At 46.6% G+C, this 16,421-nt stretch carries 6 protein-coding genes; 2 read left to right on the forward strand and 4 right to left on the reverse strand.

Going from position 1 to position 16,421, the window contains the following annotated elements:
• Nucleotides 1–214: 214 nt before the first annotated feature.
• Together Pan241w_RS05845 and Pan241w_RS05850 are read left to right on the forward strand one after the other, a co-directional pair.
• Nucleotides 215–3,592 carry a hypothetical protein gene (locus Pan241w_RS05845; RefSeq protein WP_232107367.1) on the forward strand — a complete coding sequence of 1,126 codons (3,378 nt, stop codon included), beginning with the start codon at nucleotides 215–217 and terminating at the stop codon, nucleotides 3,590–3,592.
• 56 nt (nucleotides 3,593–3,648) lie between these two features.
• The gene (locus Pan241w_RS05850; protein ID WP_145212329.1) at nucleotides 3,649–10,263 is read left to right on the forward strand and encodes a hypothetical protein; all 6,615 of its coding nucleotides are present in this window, start codon (nucleotides 3,649–3,651) and stop codon (nucleotides 10,261–10,263) included.
• 58 nt (nucleotides 10,264–10,321) lie between these two features.
• Here the strand turns inward: Pan241w_RS05850 and Pan241w_RS05855 are convergent, their stop codons facing one another.
• From Pan241w_RS05855 to Pan241w_RS05870, 4 genes are read right to left on the reverse strand one after another with little or no spacing between them, the layout of a single operon-like run.
• Complete coding sequence (locus tag Pan241w_RS05855; RefSeq protein WP_145212332.1) at nucleotides 10,322–12,316, reverse strand: PDZ domain-containing protein; 1,995 nt, start codon at nucleotides 12,314–12,316, stop codon at nucleotides 10,322–10,324.
• 20 nt (nucleotides 12,317–12,336) lie between these two features.
• Nucleotides 12,337–13,380, reverse strand: a complete 1,044-nt coding sequence (locus tag Pan241w_RS05860) for a S1C family serine protease (protein ID WP_145212335.1) — start codon at nucleotides 13,378–13,380, stop codon at nucleotides 12,337–12,339.
• A 29-nt stretch (nucleotides 13,381–13,409) separates the two neighbouring features.
• Nucleotides 13,410–15,158: a S1C family serine protease gene (locus Pan241w_RS05865; RefSeq protein WP_145212338.1), complete on the reverse strand. Its 1,749-nt coding sequence runs from the start codon at nucleotides 15,156–15,158 to the stop codon at nucleotides 13,410–13,412.
• A 52-nt stretch (nucleotides 15,159–15,210) separates the two neighbouring features.
• A complete protein-coding gene (locus Pan241w_RS05870; protein WP_145212340.1) occupies nucleotides 15,211–16,377 on the reverse strand; it encodes an NPCBM/NEW2 domain-containing protein in 1,167 nt (388 codons plus the stop codon).
• Between the last annotated feature and the right edge of the window lie 44 nt (nucleotides 16,378–16,421).

Consider the following 16,421-nt stretch of genomic DNA (forward strand, 5'->3'; position numbering starts at 1 on the left):
CATACATTGTTTATGTTCTTATGAACACTTTCGTGGATTGCGCTTCGATCAGACAGAGTAGAAGAATTCCTCGGTTTTAGAATAGATTTAGCTCCTTCCAGGTCAATGAGTTAGATTTTTTCAGTGTTTTCCGGTTCCCGCAATATGGGATCAATTTGCGATTATGTCATATCTTGCTCGTTTCGTTATAGTCTCTTGTGGACTACCTTTGCTGTTGTTTTTCTGCGTAGGACGTACGTCTGAGAATGTTTACGCACAACAACAGCCAGGTGATCGGACCAGTGAGAAGCAGGATGAACGGAAAGCAGATTTTGGAGCCAGGCTCCTGAATGCTTCCAGTCAGCCCAAACCTGAAGCAAAGTCGTCAAAGACTGATTCAAGTTCAGAGACCTCCAACTCGGTTTCCGAGGACTCACCAAATACACCAGGCCAGCAGGGAGTCTATTTTAAAGGGGCTGATGGCCAATACATTCCTCTCCCAAATCTCAACCTGGATCAAATTCTCGAGTATCTGAAACAGAAGCAGGCTGCTCAGGTAGAACAGTCGCCCGAGTACGCGGTTTCTTCCGTTTCACTCACGGGTACCATTAAAGATGATCGCGCCATTCTTGATGCTCGCATTGTTGTGTTGATCAATGAAGATCAGAAATGGATTCGTGTCCCTTTAAAATTGAATGAATCGATCTTCCTGAAAACTGGATATGCTGGCGCAGGTGAATCCAGTCCAGGTGGTTTTAACCGAACGGATGGTTATCTATGGTGGTTTCGTGGAAAAGGGACGCATGAGCTGAATCTGACGTTAAGCATATCGCTCAAACAACAGTTACCTTCACGGCGTCTGCAATTAGTGCTGCCGCAAACCGCCGTCAGTAATTTACAATTGACAGTTCCATTGTCTCAAATCAGTCTGGAGGTTCCCAGCGGAGTCGCGGTTTCGAAAAAGGCCGTTTCCGAAGAACAGAGTCAGGTAGAAATGTTCGGGTTGGGTGAACAGCTTGATCTTTCATGGCAACCCATTCCTGATGAGAAGAAAGTCGAAACTGTATTACAGGCCGAGACTCTGATCACAGCTGATTTCACTTCAGACTCGGTTCTACTGAATGCGAACCAGTCTATCAAAGCCTTGACGGGCAGTTTTCAGTCGGTCCAGGTTAAGTTGCCAGAATCGTTTCGGCTATTGGATGTGAAGTGTGAAGGTTATAAGAGTCACCAGGTGACAAAAGGAAATCTGGTTGACGTCTCGCTGATTGAACCCACGGTCGGCCCCATCGAATTGCAGTGGACCCTGGAGACGGATTTTCCAGAACAGAGCGGCCACTTTCTGATTGATGGCTTTGAAGTGAGTCGGGCTAAACGGCAAACAGGTTTGATTGATGTTCAGACATTGGATGGTTATCGCATCTTTCGTACTGAAGGGCAGAATCGGTCTGTCTATCAGATCAAGGCCAACCAGAAAGACCTGGATAGCTCATATCGCTTTCTGAAACAGCCATTTCAACTGCCGCTAAATATTGAACGCGTCAAACCCTACTTCTCTGCCAAGCCTTTCTACCTGGTTCAAATGTTTGGAAACCGGGCAGAACTGGAAGCACGTGTGAAAATTAACGTATTTCAAGGTGCGCTCGATCAAGTTTCGTTCAATTGGCCTCATCGGAAAGAAGAAGGCTGGGAACTGGAATTGATGCAGGAACCATCTTTGACGGAAGCGATTAAAGTTGATCAGTCTCAGCCGGACAGAATTAACATTAATCTGCTAAAACGCTCCAAGGGAGCATTTGAAATTTCCTTCCGTGCCCGGCGTCCTGTGATTGCAGATCAGGAACCCTTCAAATTTTCGCTTCCCGAAATCAAAGCCCCCAGTCTGTCTGCCACGTCACTGGTACTTGCCAATGATACCAATGTCGTTACCGATTTGACCTCCGCACCAAAAACGCAGGTCCTGTCAACTCCTTTGGTACAACTAGATCAGTTCGCGCTGCCGGCGGAAATTCAGATTCTGCGAAAGAACATGTTTCAAATTCAACCGGGAGTCAATGAGTTTTCGGCTGTTGTTTCGATTCATAGCCAGGAAATTACTGCCGCAAGTACTGCCCTGATAGAAATCGATGGTTCAGAGACCCGTGTTGAGCAGGAAATTCAATATCAGATTGAATATGAACCACTATCTGAAGTTCGTTTGCTGGTGCCTCTGTCTTTGAAAAATCGTGTTAATTTTTATCTCGATGATGAGCAGAACCCGCTTGTACCAACCTGGACCTCGGACGAAACAGATCCGATCCAGAATGCTCGACTTTCTCTACGCAGCAAAAAACTGGGATCAGTAAAAATTACAGCCGTCTATTTATTGACGCAAACTTCTCAATCCGAATTAGATATCCCCCTGATCCGTTCTGACGATGTGGCTTTTTCAGAAAGCCAGTTTGAACTTTTAATGATGAACGACGAAGATGCACAGTCGTTCGAAGTTGAAAGTACGGATGCGGCCTGGCAGCAGCAGTTGGCCATGAATAATAATGCGTTCTGGCGTGCTGTGGATCCCGAAGCAGACATTAGTCTCAAATTCAAAAAAAGCGAATCGGGCTCTCTCTTGGCTTATTCAATCCGTCAGGCATGGATCGATTGCAGCATCGATTTGGCTGGTTCCTATCAGGCACGCGCTCAGTATCAGTTTCCAGTGTCACCACGAACTCTTTCATTCAGAATGCCAGAAAACTCAGGGATCAAGATCGATGAAATCTGGTGGAACGATCAACCGGTCACAGCTAATCTGACACAGGGGAGCGCTCAGGACTACCAACTCAGTTTGCCAATCGCCAAACGGAAAGAAGCACAAACACCAGCGAATATTCTGACGATTGATTATAGTTCCACCAGACACCAGCGTGACTCCCAATTCGGCCCATTGACGGTTGGTGCTGCCGAATTTTCAGATAATCTCTGGATTGAAAAGACGATGTGGAAAATCCGACTGCCCAATCACGAACATCTCTTTACAATTCCTCGAGGGTACACCCCTCAATTTCGCTGGGAACATCAGGGGGTCTTCTGGTCACGGCTGTTTTCAGGCCAGGATGAAATTCCGATCGACATGAATAAAACACCACCCCAACGAACAGATTTTATGGGAGTGAACGACTATCAATTCTATCGGATCGGTCCGGCAGCTTCGCTACAGTTTCATGCGCTCTCTCGTTCAATGATTGTGTTCATTGGTGCCGGGACTGCCTTACTGCTGGGATTTATTTTAATGAGTATCTCAGCGCTCAGAAGCGCGCTGGTGCTGTTAGTTATGATGACGGCCGTTTCTACAGTTGCACTATGGTATGCTGCTCCGGTGGAAGTGCTTTTGCAGCCTGCGGTCTTCGGATTACTTCTGGCTGTCGTCGCGGCATTGATAAATGGAACTTCACGAAAACGACGTGAATCAAAACTGTTGACTCTCTCTGCACCGAGTGACTTTATTCCTCCGCCTTCTTATTCTGAACGTATTCGACCATCGGAAGTGGATCCTGAAGATATTACGGCTGTCAGACCTGGTTCTGAAGTCGTCGATAAACCCGTCTCATCATCAGAAGCCGGGGCCAGCCGATGAGGGGGTATCAAAAACTCGAATGGCAGCAAAGTCCTGCTCTCAGAATAATTTGTTTGATGATCGTAGGGATATCCTGTCTATTGAATTCAGGGAGTCTCTCCGCTGCTGAACAGAATACGTTGAATCTGAGTCCCTCATTGCGAATTAAAGAAATGACTGTTTCTGGTCGTGATACGTCTCAGTGGCCTGAGGGAAACTGGTATCCCGTCCCTTTAAAGAAATATCAGTCACTTAAAAAAGCGGCTGTATTAAAAAAAAACACGCCTCCAAATTCCTGGATTCAGGAAGCAACTTATACTGCTACGCTCAAAGGTGATCACCTCATAGATGGACGTCTGGAGTATGTTCTACATTGTTCCCGGAATGAGCCAGGGTTTATCAACCTGTCAAAACTGAATTTAGCGATTCATGAATTAAAGTGGGGTCAGCAGGACGCCGTCTGGGGACTGGCCCCGGATCAACAAACCTTGTTACTCGTTGATCATTTTGACGATACTCTGTCGGGACAGTGGAGTTTGAAAGGCAGACAACTGCCGCAGCGCACGGAGTTTACTTTTCAATTACCCGAGACAGTAGTCTCACGTGTTCAACTGAAAGTCCCCCGAGGCATGGTTCTGACAACGTCTGTCGGTTATGTTTCAGGTCCATTGAAATCCGGACTACCCAATTATGATTTATGGCAGATCGAACTCGGCGGACAGTCCGAATTTCAAGCCGTCATTTACCAGAGCGAGACACAGAAACAGGCGCCTACACAAATTCTGTATCATCAATTTGCTCAGGTTGGCGTACGGGAAGATGGTTTAAGGCTTCGGGAAGATTTCCAGATTGAAGTTTTGAATCAACCTGTTCAAAAACTGGAATTTGAAGCACCTGTGGAATATGAAATCTATTCTGTGACTCTAGGCAATGATCTGGCTTTACCATTTGAAGTGAAACAACAGAAAGGTCAGAACCGGATTACAGTAGATCTCATCGATCCTCTGGTAGGGATCAGTCGTCCCTTATCGATTCGTGCATTGGCATCACCTTCTTTAGAGGGTGATGTAACCATTCCCCGGCTAAAATTGAATCAGGCCCACTTTTTAGGGGGGACAGTGCATCTTGATATTTCCTCTCCCTTGCAGACACATGCGATCACTTTATCAGATCTACGCCAGACCGGGGTGCTTATTCAAGAGGAACAGGGAGAATCATACGACTTCAAGCAATATACTCCCGATGCACGTTTGCAGTATCGCCTGGCTTTACCGGACCTGAATCTTTCTGCCAGGGTTCATAGTATGGTTCAGGTCGAAGATAAAGTCTGGAATTTGAAATCACGCATCCATTGGACTTCCGCTGCAGGGACGACCTATCGCCTGGAGGCAATGATTCCTGCTGGTTGGGAGATCACTCAAGTCAAAAGTCTGGCCACTGAGAAACATTCCGGTGATCTGGTCTGGGATGTAGAACGGAGTGGCCGACAACAAAAGTTACGTATCCGACTTCCGATTTCCGTTTCGCCTGATACTCCCTATTCACTGGAAATTCAGGCCAGACGACTGGTTCCCGTTTTAAAACGGTCGATCGATTTGTTTGGAGTAAGGCCATTAGGATGTGACAATATTGATCGGGTTTTAGAATTAGCCGCGAGCCCTGAACTGGCTTCGCTGTTTGAGCCAGACAAAGAAGTAGAAGAAATCGCAGCGAATGAGCTTCCTAAAAACTGGACATTTCCAGTGACCGATTCAAACATGTCGCGTTTGTTTCATCTTTCCCCTTATTCCGGTTCAAGATGGGGAGCTCTGAGACTTTCGAAAATGGAACAGTCACTTCAGGTTGTCGGCAGTACGTTTCTTGCAATCAATGATGACGTAATCCAGGAAAATTATATTTTAAACAGTGTGCCTGTACGAGGGGGGATTCAACGTGTGCTTGTTTATCTCTCTGAGACAGGTGAACCTGTGGAATGGACGCTTCCTTCCGGAAGTAGCTTGCAGTCAAAACTCAATACTCAAAAGCTGCCGGTTTCTGAGCATCAGAAGTGGCAACTCCCCGATTCAGGTGAGCTTTGGGAGTTGAATTTTTCGACACCTGTTTTCAGTGAAATAGAAATTCGTGGAGAACGCCGACGACCTTTCCAGAAAAATATGAGAGCATCTTTGGTGTTTGCACCCCAGGCTAAGCCATTTCGCGGTGTAGTCCGAGTATTGAATTCAAACGAGTTGAATTTACGCATCCAGACTGAAGGTCTTTTGGCAAATTCTGATTCAAAAAACAGTACAAGATTAAAACGCAGTCAGCGAAACTATGAGTGGGATTATGAACGTCCTTCGGGGGTATTAACAATCTCGCGCGCGTCTGATTTTTCAGACACTGGTTTAGAGCAAGGGACAGCAACGATTGTTGTTGATACTAAGTTCGGTCACGGAAATGGAGAACCTGATGTCCATCGGGCAACGATTGACCTCGATTTATCAAAAACATTTGATGATGAAGTTTTGTTTCATTTCCCGTCTGATGTGAAGCTAATTTCAACAGCCGTTAATCAGCAGCGGGTGACACCGATTGAAACAGAAAGTCAATTCCTGGTTCCTCTCTTTGATCAGTTAGACTCATATCGAATTACGATTCAATATCAGACTTCGTCAGTTCCCGATGGGCTGAGCGTGACACGCCAGATCCCCTTTCCTCAAATCAATCAACGGGTCCTGGAAACAGACTGGAATTTTACACTTCCGGAAGGCATAAGTTTGCTGAGCGGTCCCGAAGATATGGTCCTGCAACAGGCGATCCCTGATGGAACATTGACTCGCAGATTCTTTGGAGTACTCGGGAAAGACCAGGGACCGGCTGAAAGTGTTGAGTCCCGCTGGAATGCGATCGTGTTGTTTCCGGTGAAGTATGGCATCCTGGAAACTTCTAACACGGGTCAGTCAAAGATTATCTCTTGGATTGTATTACTGTCGACTATCATCGTCGGGATGTTATTGCGAATATTCAGTGTTGGAATTCGAGAGAAGCTCTGCATTATGCTGGCACTGATCTCATTAGCTCTAGCCTGGATCTTTCCACTGCCGTTAGCACAAATCGCAGGCAGTTGTTTCACGGGAATCTTAATCGTGATGTTAATTCCCCGCCGATTCCTCCGGCAGGAAACAAAAATACAAATTGAGGATCAAAGTACAAAAGCATATCAGCAACCGGTCTCTTCACTTTACTCAGCAGCCCGCATCATCATGATCGGACTCCTGGGGATTTCAGCTGCTGCCAGCTATGCGCAAAATTCACCAGCACCGGTTTTGTCGACTCCTGCGAATCAGTCTAAGGAACTCAAAACGGAAATGGTTCTTCTGCCTGACTCATCAGGTTCAACAACGGAATCGTTTGCCTATCTCACACCGGACTTACTTCAGGAACTGGAAGCGCTTACAGAATTTACGCAGCAACCGGAATATCTGATTTCTTCGGCTCACTACGACGGTACGATTCATGATGACCAGTTACTGACTGTGAAGGCGACCTTTCAAGTAAAGGTTCCTATTGAAAAAGAAAATGCAACAGTTCAACTGCCCATCAGCGGTGGAAATCTGAGTGGCCCAGATTCCTGTCGAGTCGACGGGAATATTGTTCCGGTTTTACTGGGGGCAGATGGGCAAGGCATCCAGGTGAATGTGAAGAATCAACAAATGACAACCCAATCGCCGTTAGGCCCGGATGTACCTGTTGAAGCACAAAAACCAGTTTTACCATATTCTTATCAGGAACATCTGATTGAGTTGATCTTGCATCCGGCAGTGAAGTTCAGTGCTACCAGCGGGCAATTTGAATTAGGGATTCCTCCTGTCACGATAAATCAGTTTACATTTCAATGCAATGATCCGATTTATCTGGTCGAACTCACTGAAACGACCGGTGTTTCCCAATACCAGTTGGCCGGAAAAAAACAGTTTTCTTCTTTCCTGAAAGAAAATACTCTACTTAAAGTGAAATGGCTCACCAGCCAGAATTCAGAAACAACCCCCTTAAATCTTGGGGCGACAGTTTTAACGAATGCTGAAGTATCTCCTTCACTGATTCGGATGGAAGTCCAGGTGAAATATACAGTGCTGAGTGGGAAAGTCGATTATCTGTCTTGGAAACTTCCTGTAGGTGCAGTCTTAAGGGATGTGAAATCTGCAGGAATCACAGTCGTTCCTGCTTTACGCCCGGCTGAGAATGAAGAGAGTGAAGAGTTACTGTTGGAGTTGTCAGAATCAAAAACGGGTAAATTCGAAATTAATGCCACCTTTGATTTACCGGCCAACGATCCATTGACGGAGGTCAAGGTTTTACCAGTCGATTTCGGTTCTGGGAATCAGGATTCCCAAGTCACAACGATTAAAGTCGTGTCGCATCAGGTGGGGGTGCGTGCTGGTCCGGAGTTTGAGATCGAACAGGCAGGGGCACTTCCAGAGGGCGTTCTGTCGGTCTCGTCTAAGACATCTGGTAAACAAATCGATGACAGTATTGTGAAGTCGTCCGCATTGCTGTTTCAAGTTAATCAACCTGCTCCTATTTCACTGGTCCTCAGACCAAAAAATCCCAAACGATCAGCACGAATAAATCAGACAGTGGTGGTGAATCGCAAGAATATCGATTGGACTTTTGCGGCAGAATTACGAATCAGTCAGGCACCGGCGTTTCAACATTCACTTGTTGTACCGGAAGGTCTTCGAATTGAATCACTGTCAGTGAAAGAAGAAGATGTGGAGAGGCTGGCTCACTGGCATCGCATTGGAAATCAAATCACGCTGTTTTTGAAAAATAAAACCTCGGGATTGCAGGACCTCACACTTAAGGGCTGGCTACCGATCCGAAAACTGGGAAGCCTGAAAATACCGGGTATTCAGTTGCAGGGAGTAGAAGTTGAAGAGTCTCTGTTGAGTTTATATAAAAAGCCTCAACTCGATGTCGAATTAACCTCACCTCATTTTCGCCGAATTCAAGAGAATTCAACACAACCCGCGATCGTCGATCATTTTTCTTTAGTGGGGCGTTTCCAGGAACGCGATTCTGTCGGTCAGCCTATTTCACTGATGGTCAAACTGCAAAAATCCATGATCGCCGTTGATACGCTAACCATCATTGATTCAGTGGAAGATCAACAAATTGAGGTGACACAATCTTTACGTTTCACCTTACCTGCTGCTGATATGAAAAAATTAAATTTGCTGATACCGATTGAGTTTGGGGATGAGTTTTCGATTGATGGAATGCCATTTGAAATTCAGGATAAAATGCCCGATGGATTACAACGGGTCGAGCTACAGTCTACGGCTTCCGCTTCGAAGGAAAAAACGGTCACGATCAGGGCAACAATCATGAAGCCAGCCGACGAGTTGGTGGTGATGCCTGTGACTCTGGAAAATTCAAACATCCAAAATAACTATCTTCTGCTTTCTAAAACTCAGGATTTTCAATTAACCGACAAAAAAGCAAGACAAACACTGTTAGCAGACAATGTTCCTGCCTGGGTACAGGCCCGCTGTGATGCCTCCTCTGATATCGATTGCAGTCGTGTCTATACGGCTTCGCAGTTGCCGTGGAAATTAAGCATGGCTTCGCACAGTGCTGGCGTAATGAATGCAGCGTTTATTCCTTATCTTGAAACAGAAATTATTTTGAGCGATCAGGGAACCATTCATGGTGTAACCCAGATCAAATTATTTAATCAAAGCAACCGCGTGTTAACTCTGGATTGGCCTGATAAAACTAAACTGATGGCATTGCTGATTAATGGTGAAAATGACAGTTCTCTCAAGCCGGAAAATAGTACATTGGCAATTCCTCTGAATGGAAGCGGACAAATTGATGAAATTACTTTGTTCTGGGAATCTTTTCAAATCGAACATCAGTACTTTCTGGAGAAAGCCTGGTTGCAAATACCGCAGCCAACAAATTTCTCGTTTGATAAAAATTTGATTAAAGTCATCGCGTCAGATAGCCAGCGAACTTTTCTTTCAGATTACGTAACCCCGTTTACCTACTTTGCTGATAAGCTGGACGAACAACTCAAAATTGCTGAACTTGAGCTTGAATTGGGGGAGGAGAACCGTCTGTCTCGATCCACGTGGGATGCTGTTGCAAATGAATTTACTAAACTGGAGTTGATCCTGGCAGAACCTGTTGAGAATGGCCAGGGAACCAGTGAAGAGCTGAATCGATTCGATGATTTAAAAAAACGCGTGTTTGTTTTAAAACAATATGTCAATCAGGCTGAAGAACCAGATCAGAAAACACTTTCTTTTGTGCATCAGTTTCAACAGAAATTAGGACCAGTGCCCCTGCAGAAAGTGCGTTATTATTCCAACTCAGGAGATTCAAAACCTGATTCTGATGTTTTGCTGGCATGGATTATTCCCAATTTTTATCTGGACGTGGTACTGGCTGGTTTCTGCCTGCTCATCCTGCTTCCGATACTGGGGCGATGTGTTCAATCTCGGTCCGCTGATTGGCTGGATACTCAGCCAGCGATTGGATTGATTACTTTAGGAATCCTCTGGATTTTGTTTTTGTCACCTCAATATCTGGGGCTGGCATTTATTGCACTTGCCGTTTTGATGGTGTTCAAAAACAGGAAATCAGTTCCTGCAAAATCAGATCTGTCGCTGGCAAACCATTCCGGTGCTCACAGTGTCGTTGAGTGACTTTCACTGTCTGGAGCAGGAGAAACTGGTGTGTCGTAATTTGACGAACCAGATGACGCTAAATTCGATCTAGACTGTCCGCCCAACGCCCTATTTCTTCTAACTGCGGCTGCTTCAGATATTGCCCGGCTTGTCTATCGTCCTTAAGAAGCTGGAACACGGTTGGGTAATTCATTTTTCGAATCGCCTCGATTCGGGGCTGCAATAACTGATTCAGTGGGTTATTGGCATTCAGAACAAAGTACAGGCTGAGCGGATAATCAGGGTCTGTCTCTGGTGGCCTGTCTTGCAGGGAAGCATCGGAAACGGCGACACCGCGAAACAAGTCTCGATATTTAAACGCCAGTTGAAATACGAACTCTGCACCGTTCGCATGGCTGACAAGAAAAATACGTTTGGCATCAATTGCATATCTTGTTTGCATTGATTCGACTACTTCTTTGACAAATTCTGCTTCATCCCGATTCCAGCGAATGACATCTTGTGCGGCAGGTCCTACAAGAATAATGCCACGTTGTTCGCAGATACTCTTCCATTCCTTGAATACTGTGGACTCCATTGTGTTCCCCGGAGGATGGATCCAGACCATCAATCCATATTTATAACTGGGATCGTAATTTTCTGGAACGTATGCCCAGAAGCTCTGCTCATGACCGGGAAGTTGATCTTTAAAGTGTCCGACTTTGATCTTGTCCTGTTCGTTTTCTTCAGCAGTTCGGGATGGTCGCGCCTGGCTTGGTAAAGAGGATTCTACTATGTTTGGTGTTGCCTGTAATTTGACATTGACGGTTAACGGTTTCTGATCTCGGGAAACCAGCAGGGTGGCAGTTTCGCCGGGGCGCAGGTGGTTTACCATTAATGCTAGCGCTTCCGCAGATGCCACTTTTTGTTTATTGAACTCCAATATTCGGTCTTTGGGTTTTAAGCCTGCGTTAGCAGCCGCTGATTTGGAAAAGACAAAACGCACACCCACTCCCGGCTTTGTTTCTGTTTTTGATTCACGTTGTGGTAGGACCCCGAGAAAACCCGACTCAAATGGAACCAGTTTTTCTACCAGCGTGGTTTTAAACGTCAACGGCTCCTTAGCACCCTCTCTGGTTACGGTCAGGCTGACTGCTTCACCAGCGTACTTGCTCATTAGAACCTGTTTGACCTGTGAGTGCATGTTGACCGGTTTACCATCCAGTCTGGTTAGAGTATCTCCTGTCTTGACCCCTGCAACTTGAGCCGGGCTTCCATAGCGTACCCGATCTAGTTTCATGTTGCTCGACAGGTCGCCTTTTCCAGTCATTGTGATGCCTAATAATCCCGGATGAAGATCTTTGCCGGTATTCAGGCGGGGAATGATTTTCAATACATCATACATGGGAATCGCAAAACCAATTCCTGAGTCATACCACTCCACGCCAGCAGTTTCTCCCGTGGCACCCGGCGAGAGTGGGACCAGAATCCCCATCAAGCGGCCGTTAATATCTACCAAAGGACCGCCATAATTGATGGGGGAAATCTTGGCGTCTGTTTGAATGGCTTTTCCCCAGATTCTCTCCAGGGCACTAACAATGCCGACAGAAATACTGGGCTGATCCAGATCGAATGTTCGTCCCAGTGCAATGGACCACATCCCTACCTGAAGTTCATTTTCCGGGACGGCTAAAGGCACCGGCAGGTTTTGTGCCTCGATTTTTAACAGGGTCAACATCTTCAAATGGTCGGTGGCAACGACCTGTGCCGGAAAACGACGCCCATCGGGTAATGTCACCAGGATTGAAGATGGTTTTCCAATGAAATTGAATGCGCTGGAAATGATCAGCCCATCGCGACTGACAATCACGCCCGATGTTGGTCCGGTGCCGGTTAATATTTTTCCGACTCGTTCCTGACCACCCACCGTTTCTATTCTGACAATGGATGGGTTTACAAAGGCAGCCGCCTGTTTGAAGGCGCGTTCTTCCAGTGATTCCAGATCAGAGGCTGGTGGCTGAGCCTGTGTAACAGAAATGCCAGTCAGGCACAACGCAATAATAAGAATGTAGATGTTTCGAATGTATGTCATGATCGTCAGGCTATGAAAGGTTATTTCTTTTCGGGAGGGACCTGGAATTCCACGGACACCAGTTGATTGTTCCGGCGTACTACCAGACGCAGCAAGTCGCCTGTCTCAAGTTTTCCCAGTTCCGTTTTGAGTGTCTTGCAGGATTTAATCAGTTCATCGTTTACAAATACCACCAGGTCATTCGGTTGTAGACCAGCTTTGGCAACTAAGGAATCAGGCAGAACGCTATCGATATATGCGGGAGTTCGATACAGAACGTCCGGCACCATGATCAGGCCAAAATCAACGGGGCGATAACGTTCTGGAGTGGTTTCCGGCTCTTTTTTCTCTTCACTGGAATCAAACTTGCCGGTAATAATCTGTTCAATGCTTTTGCTGAGTACGTCAATCGGCAGGGAATAGTTGACCCAGGTATTGGTTTTTGCGTTGCGGACCTGTTTTCCGATCATTCCCAGGAGTTTGCCATCATACGTTAAAATGGCTCCCCCGGCGGCACCCGGGTTGTTGGTAATCGCATCGACAACATACACGTCTCCCGAGTAAGAAAGCTCAAACGCACCCCGTCTCCGGGGTAAATCGGTGCGGGCTTCAATCACGCCGTGCAGAACTGAAACCGGTTCATCCCCGGTCGCAACACGAAACATATTGCTGAACCCCAAGATGCGAGTACCGGGACCAGCGATGGTTTTTTCACGATAATGGAAACAGGGGAGATTGAGTTCACGTTCCGATTTTAATTTGATGATGGCCAGGTCCAGATGTGGCTCGGCTCCCAAGACTTCAGCTTCAAATTTTCGTCCATCGTGAAGTACAACAGATAAACGATCTGTATCAAGTACCGGACTCCAGATTGTGGCGATGTGTCCTTCGGGTGAGACGAGAAAGCCTGTACTGTAACCATATAGATTTTTTACGCCACCTGCACCAAAGATCTTGACTATGCGGGGCAGGGCATACTTGATCGTTGACTGAGACGAGGCCTGGGAAGTTAAAGGGACCGCCAACACGGAACCAACCAGGCACAAGTAAACGAGAACGGACTTTACGGTTTTTTGTTTAATCACTGAGGATCAACCTTCATCACAAATCGATGCTATTTCTTGGGAGTATCCAATGTTTCTAACTTGAGACGTTCAACTTTTAATTTCATCACAGGTCGATTTCCGTAGAGTATATCAAGTTCTCCCGGAAATTTTTGTCCGTTGAGAGTTTGGAACTGTTCGAAGCGAATTGAGCACACCTCCGAATTTTCGGTGAGATAAAAATCAAACCCTCGTAGAGACAGATCTGCTTTATTAAAGTACCAACGGGAAATCGTTCCGGTCTGCGTCGCAACCAGTACATCAACCAATTCATTTTTTCCATCCAGGAGTTCGCTGCCCAGGTAATAAAAGTCGGTAAAGCGATCACTCTGTCCAGACAGCAGTAAACGGAAGTGGTGTAATGCTGCGAGTAATCCACCTGTTCCCGGTGGCTCATCCACGAAGGTTCCCGTCTCCAGCGATTGCAGAAAGATATCGTTGCCAGCTTCAAATCCCACACCTTTGTCGGCCAGCGTGAGTGTGAATTCACTGCCGTCTTCCTGTTTTCCGGTCAGTGACCAGGTCCCTTTACGGTCCGAAAAATTGCTGGTTGTATTTAAAGCTTGCAGTAACCGATCCTGTTGTTGCTGATTAAAGTAGTAATTCGTAAATCCGGTTTTAGGAATGTAAAGGTGCTTGTACTGTTCTGGTGGCGCGGGTTCTGGTTTGGCGTGAGGATTTGGCATCTGGGGAGGCTTTTCTTCGCCCGGTCGTGAAGGTTTGACAGGAGGTTTTTTCTTTTGCCCAGCCTGTTCCTGTAATTCCGCTGCAGTATGCAATGCCTGCAAACGTACATAGATGGTGTGCTTTTTCTCATCCCGTCGATACACGAGTGGCAGAGTCCAGCCCGCGGGATAAATACCGAGAATGTTTTTAAACTGGTTTACACTCCGGATCGGTCTGCCTGCAAAAGAAACGATTTCATCACCGAGACGCAGTCCTTTCCGATACGCGTCTGAATCTTCCAGTATTTCGGCGACGTCAATTGTGGAGTCAAGGCTGGTCGTCACAGTTGCACCGAGGGAAGCGTGGTCAACAATTCGCCCGCTTTTTAAGTGATCCCAGAAGTGTTTAATCTGATTGATGGAGATAGCGTAACCTGCGCCCGAATTGACGCGGCCTCTTTTTTCAAACGAACCACGACCATTGATACCGATCAGTTCTCCGCGGTCGTTGAACAGAGGACCTCCCGAATTACCCGGATTAATTGAAGAGTCGACCTGAATACAGTCGGTATATTCGAGAAACGTTCCTGCAGGATATTGATAACGGTGTACCCCGCTGACGATTCCGTAAGTAATCGTCGGCTGAAAATCGGTGGCTAATAGAAAAGGATTTCCCATTGCATAGGCCCAGTCACCCACTTGAACCGTGTCGCTGTTGCCTAGCTTGGCGACGGGAAAATCGGTTCGCCCGAGCAACTTGATCAGTGCCACATCGCCAGTAGGGTCAATGCTGACAATCACAGCGTCATAAAGTTTGCCATCATTCAGCCCACATTTCATGAAGTTGCCTGCACCCGAAACAACATGGAAGTTGGTCAACGCATAGCCGTCCTGCGTCACCAGAACGCCTGAGCCACCTCCCGCGCCCTCAGCCCCAAAGATCGCGACGACTGAAGGGGAGACTGCTTTGATGACATCGATGCGTTGTTTTTGCGCTGCTAAAACAGCCGGATCAACTGACGAAACTTCTGCAAAGGCAGGTACGATCAGAAGCATGCTGATAATAAGCGTGGCACAGAATACATTTTTCTGCATTGAATTACCTTTAAACTTTAATCACAAAACCGTTGGTTGATCTTGCGTCAGGTTACTTAATTAAGCGTGCCTCACAGAGATCGAGATGATCACAGATCTCCAGGTTGTCACCAAAATCCACTAAGATTTCGAGATCGCGCACGCCGCGAACATCGAGGTCTAATTCGATCGGTGCGTCAGCACTCCGCACGTTTCCAGAATAGAGCGTTCGCCCATTACCTTTAATTTCAACATACACAAAGCCGATGCCGGGAACAGAATCATCAATCCCCATGATTGCCCGAAAGTTTCGGTATTCCTCTTTGATTCGATATTGCAGGAGCGTTTTAGAGTGAATGTAAAGTCCGCGTGCATATTCTTTACCGTCCAGTCGGAGTGGACCACCATCACGATGTTTATCTTTGCGGTACTTCCACACGGTGTCAAAGAAGGGCGTGTACTCGATCTTTCGCGGTTCCAGGTCGGAAAGATACCGAACTTTGCCTTGGCTGAAGTCCAGGTTTGCAATCGATTGAGGAGCAAATTGGGCTCGTGTACCGCTTTGCAGTGTGGCATTGAATTCGGCTCCCGAGTAGCTGATCGCAGAAGCATTAATCAGCCCGCCGTTGGTCAGACGGATAGAACAGAAGGGGGACGCATCCGATGTTGGTTGTCGAAAATAAATGATGCCGAAGACACGCTTGCGATTCACGGCAACTTCATCGTCGCCAGTGAAAAACTGAATCTTATCATCGGTAATGGAACCGACGACACCATCAATAAAATCAAGAACATTCTCCTTCTGTACGACGAGCAGATCTTTGTTGCTCTTGTTGTTCAGGAGTTTATCCCAAGAGGCACTGATATTGGAATTCAATGTTCCAAAGCGGATTGAAGTGACCTGATTCGTCGGCAGGAGAAGTGTGCCGGTCTGATCTCCACTGACTTTGATCTGCCGTTCGTTGCTCTGCAGCGTTTGAACGGGGAATTTTGATCCATCGGTTAAGCGAATTGTTAATGGGGTTTCCAGGCTGCGCTGATACCGGTTTTTGGGAAAACGTACATTCAAGGTTTCTGCGAGTGGGTGTTCTTTAGCTGTTTCACCTTGTTTGAGGCCGATCACAGCTTTATTCAATGACTGCAGGTTTCCTGAAACGGACGTTCCACTGAGTGAAGTCATTTCGACTTCTGGTGAAACCGCCAGCAGCATCGTCATTGAAACACAAAACAGGGAATGCATGAAAACTCTCCAGGACTCAACGAAATCTGTGGGGACTAAGTTTG

It is taken from the genome of Gimesia alba, from assembly GCF_007744675.1.
Taxonomy (GTDB): Bacteria; Planctomycetota; Planctomycetia; order Planctomycetales; family Planctomycetaceae; genus Gimesia; species Gimesia alba.

What these genes read in the sequence shown, in the direction of transcription:
- Pan241w_RS05855 (WP_145212332.1), bottom strand. Translation starts at nt 12,316, where the DNA reads ATGACATACATTCGAAACATCTACATTCTTATTATTGCGTTGTGCCTG.
- Pan241w_RS05850 (WP_145212329.1), top strand. Translation starts at nt 3,649, where the DNA reads ATGATCGTAGGGATATCCTGTCTATTGAATTCAGGGAGTCTCTCCGCT.
- Pan241w_RS05870 (WP_145212340.1), bottom strand. Translation starts at nt 16,377, where the DNA reads ATGCATTCCCTGTTTTGTGTTTCAATGACGATGCTGCTGGCGGTTTCA.
- Pan241w_RS05865 (WP_145212338.1), bottom strand. Translation starts at nt 15,158, where the DNA reads ATGCAGAAAAATGTATTCTGTGCCACGCTTATTATCAGCATGCTTCTG.